The sequence below is a fragment of the Heliobacterium mobile genome, from assembly GCF_009720735.1.
GTDB classification, from domain to species: Bacteria; Bacillota; Desulfitobacteriia; order Heliobacteriales; family Heliobacteriaceae; genus Heliobacterium; species Heliobacterium mobile.
The window spans coordinates 66,582-87,116 of the sequence record NZ_WNKU01000015.1; the positions used below are offsets into that span (position 1 = coordinate 66,582).

At 39.1% G+C, this 20,535-nt stretch carries 21 protein-coding genes; 9 read left to right on the forward strand and 12 right to left on the reverse strand.

Translation table 11 applies throughout. The features are described 5' to 3' along the window. Nucleotides 1-4: 4 nt before the first annotated feature. From GJ688_RS12860 to GJ688_RS12880, 5 genes are all read right to left on the reverse strand, one after another. Nucleotides 5-598 (reverse strand): ABC-three component system middle component 1, encoded by a 594-nt coding sequence (locus GJ688_RS12860; RefSeq protein WP_155476956.1) that lies wholly within the window; start codon nt 596-598, stop codon nt 5-7. Next, nucleotides 582-2,123, reverse strand: a complete 1,542-nt coding sequence (locus GJ688_RS12865) for a hypothetical protein (RefSeq protein ID WP_155476957.1) — start codon at nt 2,121-2,123, stop codon at nt 582-584. The genes GJ688_RS12860 and GJ688_RS12865 overlap by 17 nt, the downstream gene beginning before the upstream one ends. Before the next feature lie 580 nt (nt 2,124-2,703). Beyond that, entirely contained in the window at nt 2,704-5,832 is a 3,129-nt protein-coding gene (locus tag GJ688_RS12870) for an Eco57I restriction-modification methylase domain-containing protein (protein ID WP_155476958.1), read from the reverse strand. Then, a complete protein-coding gene (locus tag GJ688_RS12875; RefSeq protein WP_155476959.1) occupies nt 5,819-6,655 on the reverse strand; it encodes a DNA adenine methylase in 837 nt (278 codons plus the stop codon). Before GJ688_RS12875 ends, GJ688_RS12870 begins: the two co-directional genes overlap by 14 nt. A 947-nt stretch (nt 6,656-7,602) precedes the next feature. Continuing rightward, a complete protein-coding gene (locus GJ688_RS12880) occupies nt 7,603-7,851 on the reverse strand; it encodes a tyrosine-type recombinase/integrase (RefSeq protein WP_155476960.1) in 249 nt (82 codons plus the stop codon). Nucleotides 7,852-8,288: 437 nt separating this feature from the next. On the opposite strand from GJ688_RS12880, the gene GJ688_RS21040 reads away from it, so the two are divergent. Then, entirely contained in the window at nt 8,289-8,411 is a 123-nt protein-coding gene (locus tag GJ688_RS21040; RefSeq protein WP_268892070.1) for a hypothetical protein, read from the forward strand. Between the two features lie 14 nt (nt 8,412-8,425). Here GJ688_RS21040 and GJ688_RS12885 read toward each other — a convergent pair whose 3' ends face one another. The 3 genes from GJ688_RS12885 to GJ688_RS12895 all read right to left on the reverse strand — a co-directional run bounded on the left by GJ688_RS12885 (nt 8,426) and on the right by GJ688_RS12895 (nt 10,252). Then, complete coding sequence (locus GJ688_RS12885; protein WP_155476961.1) at nt 8,426-8,872, reverse strand: DUF3139 domain-containing protein; 447 nt, start codon at nt 8,870-8,872, stop codon at nt 8,426-8,428. A gap of 779 nt (nt 8,873-9,651) precedes the next feature. Next, nucleotides 9,652-9,984 (reverse strand): PAS domain-containing protein, encoded by a 333-nt coding sequence (locus GJ688_RS12890; RefSeq protein WP_155476962.1) that lies wholly within the window; start codon nt 9,982-9,984, stop codon nt 9,652-9,654. Nucleotides 9,985-10,003: 19 nt separating this feature from the next. Continuing rightward, nucleotides 10,004-10,252 (reverse strand): PAS domain-containing protein, encoded by a 249-nt coding sequence (locus GJ688_RS12895; protein WP_170291948.1) that lies wholly within the window; start codon nt 10,250-10,252, stop codon nt 10,004-10,006. Nucleotides 10,253-10,641: 389 nt separating this feature from the next. Between GJ688_RS12895 and trxA the strand changes: the two genes are divergently transcribed. Together trxA and GJ688_RS12905 are read left to right on the forward strand one after the other, a co-directional pair. After that, nucleotides 10,642-10,971, forward strand: a complete 330-nt coding sequence (trxA, locus tag GJ688_RS12900) for a thioredoxin (RefSeq protein WP_170291949.1) — start codon at nt 10,642-10,644, stop codon at nt 10,969-10,971. A 268-nt stretch (nt 10,972-11,239) separates the two neighbouring features. Next, a complete protein-coding gene (locus tag GJ688_RS12905; protein ID WP_170291950.1) occupies nt 11,240-12,937 on the forward strand; it encodes a methyl-accepting chemotaxis protein in 1,698 nt (565 codons plus the stop codon). A 284-nt stretch (nt 12,938-13,221) separates the two neighbouring features. Here GJ688_RS12905 and GJ688_RS12910 read toward each other — a convergent pair whose 3' ends face one another. Further along, the gene (locus tag GJ688_RS12910; protein WP_155476966.1) at nt 13,222-13,785 is read right to left on the reverse strand and encodes a flavin reductase family protein; all 564 of its coding nucleotides are present in this window, start codon (nt 13,783-13,785) and stop codon (nt 13,222-13,224) included. Nucleotides 13,786-14,105: 320 nt separating this feature from the next. Between GJ688_RS12910 and GJ688_RS12915 the strand changes: the two genes are divergently transcribed. From GJ688_RS12915 to GJ688_RS12935, 5 genes are all read left to right on the forward strand, one after another. After that, nucleotides 14,106-14,900: a polysaccharide deacetylase family protein gene (locus GJ688_RS12915; protein ID WP_155476967.1), complete on the forward strand. Its 795-nt coding sequence runs from the start codon at nt 14,106-14,108 to the stop codon at nt 14,898-14,900. Nucleotides 14,901-15,375: 475 nt separating this feature from the next. Next, nucleotides 15,376-15,978, forward strand: coding sequence for a polysaccharide deacetylase family protein (locus GJ688_RS12920; RefSeq protein WP_328597369.1), 603 nt, complete (start codon nt 15,376-15,378; stop codon nt 15,976-15,978). Between the two features lie 117 nt (nt 15,979-16,095). Then, nucleotides 16,096-16,395 (forward strand): YmaF family protein, encoded by a 300-nt coding sequence (locus tag GJ688_RS21585; protein ID WP_170291951.1) that lies wholly within the window; start codon nt 16,096-16,098, stop codon nt 16,393-16,395. Nucleotides 16,396-16,981: 586 nt separating this feature from the next. After that, entirely contained in the window at nt 16,982-17,308 is a 327-nt protein-coding gene (locus GJ688_RS12930; protein WP_155476970.1) for a hypothetical protein, read from the forward strand. A gap of 46 nt (nt 17,309-17,354) precedes the next feature. Continuing rightward, on the forward strand, nt 17,355-17,636 hold the full coding sequence (locus tag GJ688_RS12935) for a hypothetical protein (RefSeq protein WP_155476971.1): 282 nt from the start codon (nt 17,355-17,357) through the stop codon (nt 17,634-17,636). 69 nt (nt 17,637-17,705) lie between these two features. On the opposite strand, the gene GJ688_RS12940 is transcribed toward GJ688_RS12935, so the two are convergent. From GJ688_RS12940 to GJ688_RS12950, 3 genes are all read right to left on the reverse strand, one after another. Beyond that, complete coding sequence (locus tag GJ688_RS12940) at nt 17,706-18,137, reverse strand: hypothetical protein (protein ID WP_155476972.1); 432 nt, start codon at nt 18,135-18,137, stop codon at nt 17,706-17,708. Nucleotides 18,138-18,153: 16 nt separating this feature from the next. Then, the gene (locus GJ688_RS12945; protein WP_155476973.1) at nt 18,154-18,687 is read right to left on the reverse strand and encodes a hypothetical protein; all 534 of its coding nucleotides are present in this window, start codon (nt 18,685-18,687) and stop codon (nt 18,154-18,156) included. A 441-nt stretch (nt 18,688-19,128) separates the two neighbouring features. Then, nucleotides 19,129-19,539: a GNAT family N-acetyltransferase gene (locus tag GJ688_RS12950; RefSeq protein ID WP_155476974.1), complete on the reverse strand. Its 411-nt coding sequence runs from the start codon at nt 19,537-19,539 to the stop codon at nt 19,129-19,131. 445 nt (nt 19,540-19,984) lie between these two features. On the opposite strand from GJ688_RS12950, the gene GJ688_RS12955 reads away from it, so the two are divergent. After that, on the forward strand, nt 19,985-20,431 hold the full coding sequence (locus GJ688_RS12955) for a group I intron-associated PD-(D/E)XK endonuclease (protein ID WP_155476975.1): 447 nt from the start codon (nt 19,985-19,987) through the stop codon (nt 20,429-20,431). Nucleotides 20,432-20,535: the final 104 nt, after the last annotated feature.

Here is a 20,535-nt window from a genome sequence, read left to right on the forward strand (position 1 = left end):
CTCCTTAATTTTTATTTAGATCTTTGGAAAGTATATCAACGAAACTTGATAAATCTTCAATCGTGATTTCAGATACATCCTTGTTAAAAATTTTTTTATAATCATAAGAACTTTCTAAGATATCTTGTATATTTATTTCAAGCGGAGGATCGATACTGCCTATTAATTCATTTAGTTTTTTCTCGGGACAAATTACATTGTACAATAATTTTTCTAACTCATCGTTATCGTTATATTGAATTATTATTTTTCTGGCTACGAAACGATCTCTTTGAATTTCGGATATATCAGATTGATTAAAAGAAGCCGACTCAGATGTAATTTTGTGGACCCCAATAATATATATATCCCATAAAATCTTAGAAATCGGGATCAATCGTTCATCAGCTAATTCAAGATTATTTTTGCTATTTACCTTTTCTAAAATTACTTTTTTTAATCCTGGAATATAGTATGAGATTTCTCTTAACTCTTCTGGTTTATTTATTGATAATATAATAAATACTCTATCTTTATTAATACTAGCTATTATTATGTCTTTTTCTTCTATGTTTAACACTGTAGGTACCAATCCTATTTTATTAAGCACTTGTATCATTACAATTATCCTCCATAAACTTATCAAGATTATCTTTAACAAATGTTGAGTTCTGTTCTATTTTTAGACATTCTGTACACTTAAAATCTAGACTTTGTAGTAATTCTTGAGTTAACCTGTTAGTATAACATGATCCGATGTTAGATAAGATGTCGTTAATACCCTCTTTCTTAAACATGCAGAGTCTACAATTTCTTGAATCAACATTAAATACGATTTTTTCGTTTCCGTCAGGAATCGTAGCCTTTTTCAATATATCTTCTATAAAAGCTGTAACAAGGGCATTTACATTTCTAGTATGTCTTGAATTAGGAGTTCCTTTTAAGCAAAACTCACCGATGTTTTTTAAACTAATATTGTTTATGCCGTTTAGATAAAAAAACGAAATGCTATCTATTTCAACCTTTTTGTAATACACTAATACACTTAATGCCTTTATTAGATCAAGTATTATAAAAGGTTCATACGGATACGGACCGATTATAATAGTTTTAGAAATGACATCTAAACTAATATTCTTTGCACACTCAAAGAACTTCTCAACTATTTGAATGAATGTGGACCGGATACCATCGAAATCATCCATTAGTTCTGCTTGAATTAAATCCGTTTCTAATTCATCAATTTTCTCTTCGTATACGTTACAAAACATACTAATAAGTGTATTGTCAAAGTGTTTTTGTTTTATCATATGGTGATTATTTATGTTAAAAAGTAAATCTTTTACGCTCAATCCGTTGTTGTCGTTAGCATCAACAATTGTATCGTAGAAATCTTCCATAATTTTATGTCTTATCTTATTACAATCATCAATGGTAAGATTTGGACTATATCCTGTTAATATATAGTTAATTTCATTCTTTATATTATTTATTGCTGTCCGTTTTTTATTGCTACTTCCAACAAAAAACTGAAACCTTACTGTATTAATAAAATTTATAACGTCTTTTTCAACCATCGCATCGCAATATAAACCGATGTCGTTTGGATAAGTATCTAAATGTAATAGTAATATATCAAGATATTCAGTAATTGTTTCGAATTTCCTTTTTGTTAACTTCTTGAAATGTTCAAAGTTTGATTTATATGGTGTCCTTATGACTGACTCGTAAACTACGCAATACCTTATAAATTTAATATATTCTTGACAATCTGTTTTAGTAGTAAAATTTGTAGTATTCCATTTGTCGAAAAATAACCGATCTTCTTCAGCTATTTTTACATTGGTTTTATATATATATCTACTCACTGGTTTTCCGTTAGTTAGGTTGCTCTTAAAGTCATTATAAAAGTTATAGATCGTATGTCTCACAGATTTATGGTTTCGTGTAAAGTATTCGTCTTTGTAAAATTTTGACTCAATGCAAGTATTGTTTCCTGTAACTAACTTTATATCAGCTCCTTTCTCTAATATAACTTTATCTGATAAATTTCCATTACAAAGTAAAACAAGCTCTCTGCAAGCCAATAGTATTTGAAAATAATACCCAGCTATACTTGCGGGCACATCAGTGCTTCTAGTCATTAAGACTCTCATCCTCTTTCGTCTATAAACAGTCTGGAATTAACAATATTCTAACAAACTTCGTTGTAAAAATATGTCGCATTTTGTCTTAGAGTAAAAAGATTGTCGTTTTTTTTGAGTAGCTACTCTATAACAAAAAGAAAAACGCATTCCTTGTGCTAGTTACTGAGCATTTGAAATTTCACTGTGTTGAATTTTATAATTCTTGTAGCTTGACAATTGCAGAGTCCACCTATCCCCCCCCCCAACCCCACAAAATCGCCCCACTTATCTGGAAAAGACTCATCTGCTATGTAAGCGCAAAAAAAAGATCACGCCAATAATGGCGTGACCGATTGGAAGTTTAGTGGGTGATGGGGTTTTTCCAGGCCATGCTTATATGTTTCAGTGGAAACCTTATAGAATAGTAAACTCTGGTTGATTGATATAAGAATCTCATCCGGCATCTCAATACCAGTCGATTTTTGTACGATTCAAAAACTCCGCTACTTCGCTAGCTTTATTTTTTGGAATAGGAATGTTTATCATCGTACAGAAATCGTAAATTAAAGGAGAAAGGCCCAACAAGTAGGGCTTTTCTCTAAAGCTTAGGTAGTATCTCCTTCATTTTTTCCCTTGCCTGTTCAGCAGAGATCGAACCTTCATGGGCCTCTTTTGAAATTTGAACCATTTCCATATGTCTTAGGTCTGAGTCCGAAAAAATCGGGACATGAAGATATTCTGTTACGTGAGCGCCGATTTGTGTCTTTTCCGCATATCCCAAGACAAAGTCCTCCACTTGTGGTGCATTGAGAAACGCACATAAATAATGTGCTTCGTCCTCACATTCAAACGGAACAAAATATAATTTATGATCAGGTACAATTACCCTAGGGTTGTCCCAATACGGGCTTTTGAGTGAGGAGATTACGCAAGCCTCGAATCTTCCCGATATCTCCGACCAAACCACTTTGTGTGGTGCAAAAGAATAAGCCCCCACGTTCCACACCGAATAATACGGCGCCTTTCGAGGTGCGTGGTATCTTCGATAGCTACCCCTTACCGACAGTTCTTTTACGCCTTGAAATTCGAAGGACTTGAAAAAGTCTAGGGCTTTTCCATACTTTGCTCTCATTACATCTTCTGGGTATCCATCCATCCCCTCCTGGGGAACGATTCCGAAATTGCCTTGAAACGTCCATTGAAAGGCTGATACTTCTCTACCTCTAGCAATTGGGTAAACCAATTCCTTCTCTAAAAGTGTTTTGATGGTAGGAAGTGTTTGCCGACCAAGAGAAACATTGTTCTCAAAAATAACATATTTTTTCCCACGTATCCCCAGTATATTTCCGAAATATATTCCGTTTCGATCAGTACAGATTCCTTTTCGGGCGGGATAATGATATTCCTCTTCTTTTGTTCTTATTAGCTTCACACAGTGCTCGAGACTAGCTTGAGGAACAGTAAGCCACGGGCCACCATCGGAATTTATCGGATACGCCTCATACTTTTTTCGATTCGTTCCGCTCATAGCACTTTTCAATGTAAAGTCGTTTCCGATATTTTTTTTGTCTATTTTTTCCCATACAATCCACGGGACGGGGAATGTTGTGGGTTGCTGTCCTTTTTTGAGCAAAATAAGCGAGGGTTTATTGCTTGCCCCTTCAAACGGTTTTATGTTTGTGAAGTCCTCAACCTGCAACACTCGAAAAAATGTTCCGTTCCGCGGTATCTGAAATTTTCGAAATCCCTCGGATGATTCAGTTTTGAACACCGATCGGGTGATCAAATAGGCCAAGTTACCTCGGTTCTTAAGCCATTTTTCAGCAGTTAAATAAAGCACGAGTGTTGAGATATCTGCTTCAATCCCACCGACAAATACATCTTTAGAAAACAGGTTGTATTGTTGGCAAAAACCTTTAATAGAGTTTCTATACGTTTCTGGTAGACTCGACCATCGTAACCAAGGTGGATTTCCAATCAAGACATCGAAATCATTCAGCGTCACTGTCGCAAAATGGTTTTTCAGCACTCGACACCAAATTCGATTCCACTTCTTCTTTTCTAACTCCAATATATCCGAATAAAGACGGGTGATTTCGTCCGTACAGTTGCATAATCCCCACTCAGAAAGAACGACCTCAAGATTTTGTTTGGCCTGTGATTCTGGAATAACGCCTTCTGATGTTTCGATTACCGCTTTTTCAACCTCGACCAACACGGAACCAAGTTTCCCTTTCTGTACGATATCTTCGGGGATAACAAGCTCAATCGGACCTTCATTCGTCTCCAATCGATACGTATATCCTGACGCTTCTTTCTGCGGGGACATAATCGCATCAGTCAAATATACGGGTATCTCGATGTCATAATCGGCGTACTCCAGCAAATCCCCCAGAGCAAGTAAATAGTTTGTTCTACTGGCTATCACCGCCAACGGGTTCAAGTCATAACCGTATACGCTTTCCAGTATATGTTTAAGAATCTCCTCTTTTGGCAGTTCCATCATACCCTGAATCTTGTGCTGTATTGCCAATACGAGAAATGTTCCTGAACCACAGGTTGGGTCCAATACCCTGTCCTTTATCTTGAAGCCTGATTTTCTCAATACATACTGCGCAAGCCAATCTGGCGTATAGTACTCCCCTAAGTCATGACGTATTTGCTTTGGAACGAGTCTCTGGTACAAGGTCTTTAATAAGTCTTTTACCGCCTCAGGCATAAGAGATTGGACTGACGGATCATAGTCATATAATTGCTCTTGGATATTGATTACGGCATATGCAAGTTCTTGGTTCCATTCGTTTATGTACCAGGAAAAAAAGTCACCTTCCAAGAAGTTCGTTACTCCCAATCGTTTGAACGCACTTCCGTTTTCAATTTCGGACAGAATATTCTTTTTTTCCTCGATTGAGGGGGCCAAATAAAGTTTTTTTGCTGTGTTACCACCTCGGACGTTTTCAAGTACAAAAAGCGCGATTAGCTTGATTAGCATTGAATAATACGTATGGAGAACAAAAATGAATTGTGAGTATTGGGTTCCTATATCTAGTCCGAACCCTTTGGCAACTGCCCCTATGGTCTGTTCAGGGCCTGAATTTGATCCAAACCCTGAAACCTGCCCAAAAAGTCTCCTCCACTCCGTGAAGAACATTGTTGTTCTCACGTCAGAACATTTACAAAAGCTGTTCCAAAGAGCGCTCACGATTGTTTTGGTAATATCTCCATTTGGTCCAAAATCGATAAGCAGGTTTTTTGAGTTCAATGCCTTATAATTTAGCGCTGAAACGTATTTCAAAAACAACCGAACATTGTGAGTATTGATCGGTTGTCTGTCAATGATCACACGCTCATCGTTAGAGTTAAAACGGGCAAATCCAATATTTTTACCGTCCATAATGACGGCCACATAATTGGATTTTTCTTCATGATTTTTCTTTGAAAGATTCGATATGTACTCAAGAGCCTGCGAAACAGCCGTAGTATATGCCTTGACACTATCGAGCTTTCCTGGCTCCTTGTATTCAATGACAAGGTGATGAAACAATGCATCAATACGCCCGTTGCTGATGGTTACTTCGTATGCGGGATCATATGCAACTCCGAAGTTGGGAAGGTGCCTTCGTAATATACTTTCCGTACCAAGCCGTACGTCTTCCTCGGTCTTGGCCTTTTTCCCTGATTCTCGGATTTCTTGTGTAATTTGTAAGACATCTTCAAATTCGAACAAGGTGCTCCACCTCTGTATCAAATCTTACTTGTCTGTCAATTTCATAGTTTGAAATAAAAAGCTCACGTCCGACCTCTCTTGCCTTTTTGTTCGAACTACTATAAAACCATTCATTGGTATACATGTGCGTCCATCCCTCATATAATGTACGGATTTCAGGACAGTCGTCATATGTGATAAAGAAACTATGGGGAGTATCTCGCAGAATTTCTGCTAGTCGTACATGATCTTCGTTCGACATACCATGTCGATACAAGAGGTTCCCTTTACGATAGTACGGTGGATCAAGATACAGAAGGACATTCTCTCCTGGTGCGGTAATAATCTCTCGGAAGTCCAATGCAGTGATATTTGTTCCTAGAAGTTTTTCGCTGCACCTCCGAATTTGCTGGCACAACGCCTGTGGATTCCATCTGCAATCGATTGTATATTTGCTTTTTTGCTCAATTCCACCGATCGGGTTTCCTTTTAAAATGCCGCTGAATGTAGTACGATTTAAAAATAATGTTCGAAAACCTTTTTCCAAGTCCGTTTCGAGTTCTTCAGCTTTTATCCTTCTCCAGAGGGGAACTGATGGTTGGGTATTCAATACTAAATCACACAATTGCTCTGGGTAATCACGCATCGCGACGAAAAAAGCAGCCACTTCTTCGTCGAGATCGTTCAGCCAATTATTTTCAGACAAGGGTTTCCCAAAAAAGGTTGAGCCTCCACCAACAAAGACATCACGATATTCCTGGTGAGGATGATTCCAAAACTGCGTAAAGAACTTCAGTACTTTCTTCTTCGCGCCTGGATAACGAAGCGGTGATTTTGTGATCATCGTAATGCAGTCCGCCTCCTATCTAGCATGCATCATTTTATAATTTTAGCAAAACAACAACCTCGTGGGAATGAAAATCCGAAAGATGTTCACCCATTTCAGACTTGCCTCTGTATGTACCGTCCGTTGTATGATATCATGTTTTACTTGGTCAATGCCAACTGAACCTCTCCCAAAAAACGCACCATTCATCTGCCACCAAATTTTCACTCCCCCCCATCCCCCCCTCCGTCTCCTGTAGTCCCACTGTAGTTCCCCTTACTGTGAACCGACGCTGCCCCCTTAAAAATATCTAACGATCAAAAAAGCTCGCCTTAACTGGCGGCCTTATACTGCTGCATCCCCTAAACCAATCCCTTCTTATCCCAACCAACACCGACCTAATATCCCATAACTTACTCTCTGTTCAAACTTTCAAAAATTGGCTATAATCTTACCCAGAGAAAGTCCGTCTTCCAACAGAGCAACTGACTTGTAATCAGTTGTTCCAACGTTCATTACACCGAGATTGTACATCTCTAGTTTGTCATTCATGGGGGTATGCACTAATTCTCATTACCCCCAATTTGCTCATGGAGATACCACCTGATTATTGATTAATGCTCCCAACTAAATTGGAGATTACTTAACTTGACTCGGTGGCGTAGCTCAACTGGTAGAGCAACTGACTTGTAATCAGTATATCAACGTGTTATTGAACTTAGATTACACGTTCCCGAGATTGTCAAAGCGGATCACGTTCAGAATTTCCCGTTTACTCCACTATTCTCATGGTTTTACGGCTTCTATCTTACTTTATCACAGATGAAAACTTAGCTTGACTCGGCGGTGTAGCTCAACAAGTAGAGCGGCTGACTTGTAGTACAGGACACACTCCTTCCCATTGCCGAAACGGAAAAAGGAAAAACCGACGAGGCTTTTTGGGCCGTGGTCGCCGATTAGTAGTGTCAGTAAGAACTTCTTAAATCGAGAACAACGTGGGCTTTTCGAGCCTCCGGTAAGACGTGATTATAAGTTTCTAAAGTTATCCTTATATTTTCGTGCGCCAGCAACTCCTGCACCACCTTCGGATGAGCACCGGCCTCAAGCAGTTGGGTAGCGTAAGTGAGTCGTAACGAATGAAGATTCGTCTTCGGAATCTCAGCTTTATCCAACGGACGATGAAACTTCGTGGTCAAGTTCCACTGGCTAACCATGGATCAACTGATTACCTTGAAGCAGGTGTAAGTTATCTCTTGTGGGGCGGGAAGGGAAGTTAAAGTTTAGAATCGGCCTCTAGGTTTAATACCCCAACTTTTTCACTCTGAAAGGATCTTTTCATAAAGTAATAGTGGGTACTGGGGATCGCGAAAATGGTGATCAAAATGGCTATAGCTACACTGCTTAACCGCCGGGATTGAGTTCCTCGGCGGTCATTTTTTTCGTTCACACCGAAGATGTCCGTACCATAAAATGGTAGTGTGGGTAAACTCTCATTCACCTTTGAAAGGAGGACTTCACATGGGTGCTGGTGTTGGATTCTCCACCGTAGTCGGTCTTATTATTACTCTCATCGTTATCGGAGCTTTTTATCCTGCCATTATCGGCGTCGGGTACGTTGGTGACGGTTGTTAGTTAGAAAGGAGGAATAAATATGGGTGCATGCGGATGCGGTACAGGGGGCTATATTGGAAATAGCATCGTAGCTCTGGCTATTTTAATTATCATTATAGCCATCCTCGGCACCGGGTTCGGAATGGGCTTTGGTGCTTACTAAGCGATAGACTTTATTTAAGCGTGCGGCGGTGGAAACAGCCCACGCTTTATTATTTCTCTTGGCCGGATGTTGCGTTGGGGGGTCATAATGAGGTGCTTAAACAAATAATCTCTTGCGTAATTCTCAGGTTCAACTATAGTTTGAATGACTTTTCCCTTTTGAACGTGATAGCGGTAAGTTACATCCGGTTCATCAGAGAAAACTATGTTATAAGATATCCCTTCTTTATACTCAATTTCTTCAAAGACCACAAAATTCTCTCGTTTGTGGCCTTTTTTGTTTATGTACTCTTCCATTAAAATCTTGGCGTTTTGTTTATTTTGAATGATCGATTCATTATCCGGTAGACTGTTAAAAACAACGAGAATAAGAGCGATTACAAGAACTCCAAGTATTAACGTTGTTTTTCCAATGAAACTAAAAACTTCAGAACGAAGTCTGCGGGATTCTTCCGATGTCAAAGATTTTTCCTCCAATAATAAAAAGTAGCTTATATGTCTGTTTTCTTCACTCGAATTAGCTGTCGTATTTCGTCTGCACTTTTATTTATGTCGCCTTGTTCTAGTAGTAATACTTATACTGTTAATTTGTAAATATTAAAATATAATTGCCAAATAGTGAATAGAACTGTAATTGTTATCAATATTTTTCCAAAAGGGTTGTTGCTTTTACTAGTCCAGATTAAGTTTGGAATATTAGGTTTCAAAACGACCGCTCCTTTTAAGGAGGATGGGGGTTCCGTTACTTTGGCATCATATCTTCTTTTATCCACTGCAATCTACAGTCCCTACAAAGGAAGTCCCTTGTTAAAAAGGGGTTTACCCTAAAATGCCATGCGTAATAGATTAAGCCAGGAATTATTCCCGTAACGATTATAAATATCACCCACAAAAAGATTTGAATACAAACATTACTCCTTCGGTTTTGGCATTGAAAACAACTCTTTTCGAACCACATCTGGGGCAAGGAACCCATGTAAATTCTCATGGTTTTTTATTATGTGTAATGAATTCTCTAAATTCTTTCGAAAGAGCAAAATTAATATCTCCCACTTAATATCCCCCTACTGAGCTCGGAAACCAGGCTTTATTCCATGGCTTCAAGAAATACTTACTAACTATTTTCAACAAATTTTATCCAAATCCTTCTATGGAATAAGATGTTGCATGGATAAAAAACGCGAGCGCTGCTGTTATCTAAATTGTTCTCAAAAGTAAAATGGCCCTGACGTGCAGAGCCTTTACTGAATACTTTTTTTATTCGATAAGTTCATAGACAAAAAAGAATCGAGTAAACGCCCCATTGCGCTATCTTTGCCTTTGAACAAGATATGGGCCATTATAGCGGCATTATGTGGGATATTGGGTTTAAGGTGATTTTTACTGGGATTCAAGACAGCTACACAGACATCGAGCTTATTCTCCTGCGTTTCAACGTAAAAAAAAGAACCTATGGCGAAAACTTTTTCATCCTCTAATACAGGAATACTGCTCCATTCAATCCATTTATAACTACCATCTTTACACATTATTCGACTGGTGTTAAAGATGGGCTTCGACTCACCGATGTTCATCTCTATGATTTTTATTGCCTCATCCCTGTCTTCTGGATGAATAAAAATTCTTGCTGTTTATGCCAATAAGTTCTTCAGGAGTATACCCAAACAATCTTTCAGTCGATGAGTTGACAGTAATGACTCGCCATTCTAAATCATAAACAACCAGTAAATCTGAAGTAAGGTTGTAAAAGTTGACTAACTCAGATACGCTTATCTTTGGCAGGGGAGAATGTTCGTTTGATAGACTATCACTCACTTTTTGTCGCTTGGTTTCTTTAGTCAACGACATCACCCCTAAAAATCAGATACTTTCAATTATTATCCAGCTAATTATAACTTCTTTCAAGTTAATTTTTGAATATTCTTGATTGTACATTCACTCTTTCCCCATTGCTGACACGGTAAAAGAAAAAAGCGTTTTTGGCAGATACAGGAGCAAAACGCTTTTTAATGATTTTATTTTAACAATTTTAGTTAATCATTTCATAAGGCTTGAGTGAATATGAAATATGAATATCATTAACCGTGTCGGAACGCTGATCACTATGAACCATATCCAAAAATGTCTACAAAATATTCCGGCGACCAGGAATAAGAGTTGGAAGACATGGTTGATGTCCTTGTGAAGCTAAATAGGTGTGAATAATATTGCTTAAAGGAGATGGCGAAATCGTGGCGAGTGCAAACGTATTGACCTTGACTGATGAAAACTTCCAATCGACTGTTCTCGAAGCGGATAAAACGGTCCTAGTTGACTTTTGGGCAGACTGGTGTGGTCCCTGCAAGATGATGACTCCGATCATCGATAAGTTAGCTGACCAGTTAGATGGCAAAGCCCTCATAGGCAAGCTCAATATAGATGAGAATAGACATACTCCTGCCAAATACGGAATCAGGTCCATCCCGACGTTGTTGATCTTCAAAAACGGGCAAGTGGTTGATCAATCTGTTGGTGCTAAAACTAATGCTCAGGTGCGGAGTCTGTTAGAAAAAAACCTGTAAGACAATAAAACGTTCAAAATGGCAACACAATTTCTATCCCATATTTGCATAATCAAATTTCCTTACAGCTTTGTGGCCTGAAATCCTCGGTTATCGGTATTCGCCGGTAACCGTTTTTTTTCGGGTTCATATCACACATGAATTAATTTTCCAAATATTACACCTCTAAAACTTAAAATATAATGACACTCGCCCCGATATTATGTTAAAATTTAAACTGTTCTAATTAATGAACGTGATTTCAATAATAAAAAAAGGAGGGCTTTTAGTGAGTTTAAAACAGAAATTACTGGCTGGGTTCCTTTCAATCATTTTATTAATGATAGTGTCGAGTACGGTAGCTGTTTGGAATATGGGAAATATGGGAGACTCCGCATATGAAATCAAATATTCTTCAGTACCAAGTCTAGAAGATGGTGGATGGTTAAACGGAGCTGTGTCGGACGTTCCTAGGCTGTTATTATTAATAGCGATAGAAACAGATCTTCAAAAAATGGATAAAATAGAATCAGAGGAATTAAACCCATTACTTAAAAAAATCAATACACAAATGGAAATCTATCGAGAAAAATACATAACCACTGATGAAGAAATAAAGTTGTATAACTCCTTTATGAATGATTGGTCGACTTTTTTAAGTAAGATACCTTCAATTGTTACTGCGGGAAAGGCAAATCAGTTCGAATTGACAAACCAGAGGTTATTGGAGGTTCAGCCCGTTTGGGTAAGAGCTAATGATACCATGCTAAAACTCATAGAATACAACGCAAACGAGGCCAAAGAAGACGCTGCTCGTTCAGTAGAAACTTATCAGCACGGAAAAGTGATCATAATTTCTTTTAGCGTAATAGCTACTTTATTAGGAATTATTGTCGCTCTATGGATTGCAAAACTAATTTCAGACCCAATTATAAATCTACAATCGCTCATGATTAAGGCAGGGAACGGGGATTTAACCGTTCAAGCAGAAGTTAAATCTAGCGATGAAATAGGCCAATTAATGATATCGTTTAATCAGATGATTGGTAACCAAATTGATGTCGTAAAAGGCGTTGTTCATGCTTCAGGGCAGGTAGCCGCAACATCAGAAGAATTAGCTGCATCCGCAGAACAAACATCAAAAGCTGCCGATCAAATTGGGCGAAACGTTCAGGAGGTGGCCACTGGTGTAGAAATAACATCAAAAGCTGTTGAAAACACGAGTATAGTGGGACAGAAAATTGGGGAAGCCATACAAACGATAACCGTTAATTCAGCGAAAATGAGTTCTTCCTCGACAGAAGTGCTTAGGGCTACAGAAAATGGTCTTGGTTCAATTAAAAATGTAACGAATCAAATGGATAGGCTAAATTCTGTTGTAGAGGATTCGGCTAATACTATACACAATTTAGGCGAAAAGTCTCAATCGATTAGCCAAATTGTCAATGTTATTACTAACATCGCAAGTCAGACAAATCTACTTGCTCTGAACGCAGCGATTGAAGCGGCACGAGCGGGTGAAATGGGAAGAGGTTTTGCAGTCGTGGCCGAAGAGGTTCGAAAATTAGCCGAAGAATCTGCGAAAGCTACCCAAGAAATCAGTACCTTAATTCTTGAAGTTCAATCAGAAACAAAAAAAGCCGTAGAATCAATGAATAAAGGAACCTTGGAAGTCAAAAACAGTACACATTTGGTTCATCAGTCTGGAGAACAGTTTCAAAAAATTGCAAAACTTGTAGAGGGCGTTACACAACAGATCCACGATGTTTCTATTTTGATAGAAGAAGTTTCTTTAGCTAGCGAAGGAATGCAATCATCGATGAAACAAATAAAAACTTTGGCTGAAAAATCATCGGCCGAAACTCAGGGGATTGCCGCAGCTTCTCAAGAACAGACCGCCTCTATGGAAGAGATTGCATCAGCATCTCAAAACCTAACTTACTTAGCCGAGGAATTACAGAGTCGAGTACAGACCTTCAAGTTATAGAATATGGGAAGGCGTGACCTCGTTGGGTCACGCTTTTCCTTTTTCTAAAGATATTCCCGATACACCGGCAAAAGTACGGTCTTCTGTTTAGCTAGCTCTTCAAATTATAACCGGCAACACTTTTCCCGAAGACGATCGACCTCTTGGACCCTAGGATAGCTTGTTACTACTACTGGCCAACAGAAGTCGCGAGGCTTCGTGGCGTTTTTTTTGGATTAATTTCAGAAGTTTATCTACTTCATCTGCAATAATCACTCAAAATGATATGATTTGAAATTTTAAGGTTATTGTTCTTGTGACTTCTTGTAAGCCTCACCTTCTTTAAACAGCTCCCCAACGGCTTGCCCTAAATTCCAATAGCTATTGCCCATCATTATCATCGGATTAATTTTTTGAGGATCAACTCTTCCATCTGTAAGGGATTCTTGATTCGCATATGCAGAAACTATCTCACCGAAAAACATTTCAAAATCAAATATCGGCATACTTTTAATGACCTTGCAAAGCATGTTGATTGGGCATTCGCTGATCATCGGTGCTCTACCTAATTCATCATAAAACGAGCTAAACATATTCGCCTTGCTTGTTTCTTTTCCCGACACTATACCGCAATAATCGGTTACTTGAACCATGTCCGCCGAAGGGATGTTTATGCTAAAATACCCATTCTCTTTGACACCTGTGGTTGTATAGTGAGTGCTTCGAAGTGAGATATAGAGTACGGGTTCAAGACTAACCACTCCACAGGCTCCAATAGTGGCGTAGTTCGGTTTTCCATCAACGTCCGCTCCTGCTAATACGGTGGGAAATGGGCCGAGTGGCCTGATTGGGATTTTTACCTTCTCCATAAAGATTCCTCCTGCTTCTTATAAACCCATGTATTATCTTGCCCATAAAAACGAAATCGTGTCTCATTGAGGTTTGCCCCTAATGTTTTCTTGTACAGTGAATTATAATGAACCATCCGCCTCTGTTCTACACTAACCCTAATACAAAATAAACTGACTGCTGGGTCGGGAAACCAAGTGGGATTTGGGCATTCCTGGAGATATTTTTGAGTTTTTTAATAGAGAGATTACGGCCCGATTCGGTGTAGGGTCGATCGTAAATGAAGGAGATATTAAACGGACATTATATAGTCATAGAAGATTAAAAAGGCGTAGATTTTATGAATAAAAATATTCGCACCATAACACTTATCCTTATTACGACGGTCATAATATCCGCTTGCGTGAAAAACCCCTTCAAACGAGTAACTGATCCTAGTCCCGATACGACTATTCCCGTTAGAGAGTTACAGGACTACAATACTAATCCTGAACAGGCCAGGGCACTACAAGAAGAATATCAAGGAACCTTATTCTATAAAGGAAACTCCGCAAAGAGGTACGTAGCATTAACCTTTGATGATGGCCCCGATAATTTCTACACCCCACGAATTCTCGATATACTCCGCGATAAAGGAGTAAAAGCTACGTTTTTTATTGTCGGTAAACAGGCAAATACCTTTCCAGAGGTGTTACGTCGGATCGCACTTGAAGGCCATGGAATCGGGAATCATACTTGGGATCATCCAAAGCTACCCAACTTATCTACGGTTGAATTGGTAAACGAAATACAATTAACAGAGAATGAGATACACCGTATCACGGAACTGAAGACTAGATTATTTCGAACACCATATGGTTCTATCAACGGAACTATAATAAAGGAACTACAAAACATGGGATATAAAGTAATTGAGTGGTCGATATACAGTCGTGACTTAAAAGGTAAAACCAAAAATCAAATACTTGATGTGGTGAAGAAAGAGGTTACACCGGGAAGTATTATTTTACAACACTGCAGGGCGACCATACCCGGACAATTGAATGCAGCCGTTGAAGCGCTACCCGAAATGATCGATCAATTACGTTCCCATGGATATGATTTTGTAACGGTCGATACCATTATTCAAAAATAGAGTGCAGGATTTTACCTTGGTGACAAAATACAACCGCTCACCCCCACTGGCTTCTTCGGAAAGGTCGACGAAGTGGCTCTGAGAAACGAGGGGTTGTACTGTTATCCTATTCGAAAGTATAGTCTGTTGGTATGCGAATACGATGATTACCAGTGTATCCCTGTAAGAATCCATTCCATATATGCATAGTACTTTCTGAAGGGCTATTTGGAATGGAGGAATTACTCTGAAGAATAGAAAATTTAAATTATTAGGATTACTAATCGCATTATTAGGCTTTATTGGATACGGACTTTTCGAATTAACACGAATTTATGAACAATATGATTGGCCAATTGAGGAAGTATCAAAAGCCGTCGAAAGTCAAGATCCCAATAGAAAGTATGGTTGGGGAATTGCTAAAACCAAAGATGAGCAACCTCCATTTGTTCCTGACTGGTTAAAGTCGATATTAAAAAAAAATGGTGCCTTTTATATTGGAGATACTAGTCGTAAATATGTCGCCGTTACTTTTGATATGGGTTATGAACTTGAAGGGGCAACTCCTCGTATTTTAGATATCATGGCTAAGCACAATGCCAAAGGCACTTTCTTTTTGTGTGGGCACTGGGTAAAAACCCAACCAGAACTATTAAGACGTCTCATTGCAGAAGGGCACACGGTCGGGAATCATACATGGAACCACCCAAGTTTACCGAGTCTTACTCAAGATAAGCTGACGAGAGAAATCATGGTACTAAACAAAGATATCGAACTTGCATCAGGCTGCGATTATAAAACAAAATATCTACGTCCGCCAAAAGGTGAGTTTAGCCGAAATAGCCTAGAGGCAACGAAAAATCTCGGGTTTCAGTCTGTGTTCTGGAGTATAGCCACTGACGATTGGTCTCCATTAGCGACAACAAAAAAAGTTCAAGAAGACATCGTCAAACAAATTCATCCCGGGGCAATCATTCTTTTACACGGTAACTCCAAACCCGTCGTGGATTCCCTGGATTACATTATTACTTCAATAAAGGAAAAAGGATATACGATCGTTACTCTCGACGAAATCCAAAGTTCAACGATGACAGAATAGTAATATTCTCCTTAAATTTAACACCCTAGGGACGTATATTGCCTTAGGCATTCACCTCGCAATCTCTTCCAGAATAAGGTATAAAGGGTTGATAATTCTGGAAAGGAGGGAATGTCTATGCTGCATACTCACAGATTCTCATTCTTGACTAATCGAGCTAAAAATCACCGACATCGGATGTCTGGTTTTACCACGTATAAAGCTGACGTTCCTGGTCACAGACACGTTTTTTTCGGTAGTACAACTTTAAGTCTTGATCATGTACACTTTTTTACCAATGTCACTGGTCCGCCAGTTCGTGTTCGAGGTGGAGAACATTTTCATAGAATGAGAGGTCGTACAAGTTTTATTCTTGGGCATTCGCATGCCTATAATGGCCGCTCACAACTAGACCGGGATTTACCTACAATTAGATAGCAATTTAGATTGTCCGCCCTTCATCGGGCGGCTTTTTTGTTGGTAATGCTCTTTATATCTAATTCTCAGGCACCCCCATACCCCTCAACAGCAACACAGCCCCCAAAACTGCAGATCATCCTTTCTATGTTCGCTCGCTTCTGTTCCCCCGGTGGGCAACAGTGAGCTTCGGTCAATTACCCAATAAAACTGCAGAACAATTGTAGTCCTCCGAACCACAGGCCCGTTTAAAACAAGAAAACCCCACCACACTCGGCGGGCTTTTCATGCTGTGTTCCCTTAAGTTAATCCTTTCTTCTACCAAGCAATGATTTAACGAGGCCCGATAGGGTCTACGCTTTAAGTTAGAAGTTTTTCGTTGTTGGTGACGATGGTTGTTCTATTTGTTCTAGCCCCTGTTTCTTAATCCGATTTAACGCAATTAAATACGAGAGGAAATTACTGGTAGGAAGTTAAAGTTTTGGCGGCAGGAAGTGAGTATGAGCTAATATTTGTCACCTAATTGTAACGAAACTGTAAAACAATTGAAACTAAGTAGTGAGATAATAGGGTGGACGGATAAATTAATCGAAAGGGTCGTATTACAATGAAAAGGCAAATTATTGCTACAGCTCTCGGAGCTACATTACTCGTCAGCATCGTGAGCCTTTCTGGGCCTGCAGATGCAAGAATGGGTATGCGAGGTAACGGGAGCAGTGCTATGGCAACAGGTTACCAAGCTCAAGGTCTTTGTAACGGTCAAGGGCACGGACTGAGAATGGGACTCTGTCAAACTCAAAATATAACTCCTCCGCCCTGGCAAGGCACGGGTAGAACGCTATCCCCGGAAGATCGGCAAGCTTGGTTTGAAGGAAGAGAAGCCAGACATGCAGCTTGGTTACAACAATTACAGCAACAACAAAGCCAAGAATAATTAATACTCCCGCATAAAGTTTTCAAGAGGATGTGTTTCTTTGTTCGTGGCTCTAAAACGTTTCGCAAGTCTTCTCATTATCCCGTTAGTTATTGGATGTTCCGCCCAAAACCCTTCTATACCTACACAAAAAACGATAGAAAATCAATCACAGTCGGACGCTAGCAATAATCAAATCGGGAACGGACAGCACCTACAACAAAATGGGACTGCACCTCCATGGCAAGGTACGGGCAAGACTCTATCTCCAGAAGAACGGCAGCAAGGGATTGAGGGCAGAGATGCGCGTCAAAAAGCTTGGCAACAACAACAACAAAATCAACAATAAGTTCAAAACAAGCGTTTGGCTATATAGGGCCGGACGCTTTCTTTATATTATCGCGAGAAACCACTCTCATTATTCAACGTCAATCGAGTTGAAGTATGTTTTTTTACCGTTTTTATACACATACATAGAGTCGTATTTTTTATTTAGCGATATCTTATATAATACGCTTGACTCTATACCCTCACGTTTATAATCATTATAATCTTCATTATAAAAAATCCTGAGTTCGTCATCGTTACTTTCAACTTTAACATCTGAAACCACTGGAATCTTATTGCTTTGGTAGCTGATAACATTATTAATATACAAATAATATGTATCCTTATTCTCTAAAAGAAATACTCCATCCTCTTTGGAATGTAAGTTGATAAAGTCAATAACCCTCTTGTTTTGATGTTTTATATCAGTTTTTTCACATGTCAATTTAGGAGTAAAATCGCAACCCGTTAAAAGTATAACAAACAAAGATATAAGAGTTATAAGTCTTTTGATAATACTCACTCCTATCCTGCTAGCTTCAGAGATTTTGCGGATTAGTTTCAGAAGCTTCTATCGACTCCTTCTGTACAGTACGAGTTTTCATAATGCGGTTATAAATAAAGCAAATCAAAAATCCAATAATGAATCCGCCGACCACAGCAACAACAATCCATTCAACCATGCCTCCAAGAATAATATCATCCCAAATTACGCTCTTCCAATTATCCCAGAAAAACGGTGTGCTGTGATTTGAGAAATGTAACTCTTGTCTAGTTGGTAAAAATGCAAGTTGAACCGCATTGGTCAAGTAATAAGAAACAATGGCGGCAGACCAAGTTAAGCTGTTGGCTAAGGCCGACCGCAGCATTGATCGGGAGATTTTTGCCTCGTATAAAGCGATAGGAACAATAGGTACTACCCAGATACCAATACTCAACACTAACCAGGTAATCTCACCAGCGAGACTGGAATAAGTTTGTAGATGCATTAGATTGGATAAGAAACCATGATAGTAAAAGTCAAATACTCCAAACACAATTCCGGTTATGAGATAAATGAACCAACGCCTCACCCTAGCCCCTCCCTTCCGTTTGGCCACGGCCAGATCGACCACCACGTATGGCTTTAATCACTATCGCAATTAATATCACGATCGCAGCTAATATCGTTGCCACTATAGCCTTAAAGAGAAAGGACCTCATGATCTCCCCCCATGACACGTAAAATCGCTGATTACTTCGCAGGTGATATCACAAAATCCTTCTTTTTCTGGTAATAGCAGTAATTTATTTTCTGGTCTTCCTAAAAATCTGCCCCTCCACCTCGCCCTCCTACGCCTCTCAAAAGGACCAACTATACCGTTCATACCACAGACGGGTCTCAAGTCGAAGGTGGGCCATTACATTTTCAAAAATAAAAAATAGAGATAGCGCAAACAATATCATGTATAATCTCCGGCTTGATTTTTGAAAGACTTGAACGGTAAATAGTATCGGCGATCAATAATCTGCCGCTATACCGGTCTTTTTACCATGAATCTATCGGCATTTTTCACAAATCCATATTGTTCATACAGTCCATGTGCATCAAGTGTCCCTAAAATCCCGTTTAGACCTTTTAAATCTTCACTAGTTAGAATTGTTTCTACTAGTTTTTTACCAATACCTTTGCCACGGTATTCTTCATCGATTATGACATCTGCTAACCAGTACATAGTTGCAAAATCTGAAACGATTCGAGCAAATCCAATTTGTCTGTTTCCATGATAAACACCAAAACAAAGCGATGTTTCAATTGATTTGTTTATGGCTTCAATAGGTCTATTCTTCGCCCAATATGACGACGCCAAGAACATATAAATCGTCTCACAGTTTAAAAGTGACTTGTCACTGCTGATTAAATAATCTTCAAATTTAACTTCCATAAAAATCCCCTCTACTTATGTATCAACTTAAATCTCATATATCTTCTCCAGTAGTTTTCAACACATGTGGTTAATCCCCTCTTGCAAGAGATTAATTATTAACTTTTTAATCCTAAAGACTCCAAGTTATCCCCAAAGCCAAACCCCATCAACCCTCACGAAAAAAGCGACCTCACCTGTGGTGGCAAAGTCGTGATACCGATTTTACCGAGCCGAAGGCATTTTCTATCTTGAACAAAGTCGACTTCTCGGTCTGGTGGTATATAGGGTGGGCGAATGTATAGCAACCGGACTGCTAATCAAAGATAAACAGACAAAAACATAATGAGAAATTGGCCGAATCAAAAGCACTGGAAGACGTAGTTTATATAAAGAAAATAACTTCTGAAGGAAATATTTCATGCGCATCGAATGATAAAAACATCAAATATTTGGAGGGATTCTAGTGGCAAGTATTCGGAGCTTGGGAGATGCTCGGGAAGTAATGGTTGCTGGGTTTTTATTGTTAGCAGGCTACAACGTAAGCAAGCCACTATCTGGAGCATCGAAGTACGATTTAATTGTTGAGAAAAACGGTGTTTGCATAAAGGTTCAAGTAAAGAATCTGAAACGCGATCCTGAATATAAAAACTCACCTACGCCGGTTTATAATCTTGAGGTTTCAAGTACCAATATTGAGACAGGAAAACAGGTTGCTTACAAGCCCTCAGAGGTTGATGTAATCATCGGATATAATGTTGAGGAACGGTGTTTTGTTGCCGTTCCGTTGGCCGACTTTGATGGAAAAACCTCTGGTGTGGTTCATTCTAGAGACGGATTACGTTCAAACTATTTTCACTCTTGGTCAGCCTTAGAAGAGTTTGTGAATAACGCTCTGAGTCGGAAAGCGTGAGCCGTCAGGCCACGTTTTTTTTATTATCTCAAGTTTCGCAGTAAGAAAAATGACATAAAGCCTTGATTTTTCAGGGATAAAGGCGAAAAACATCCTCTGATTCG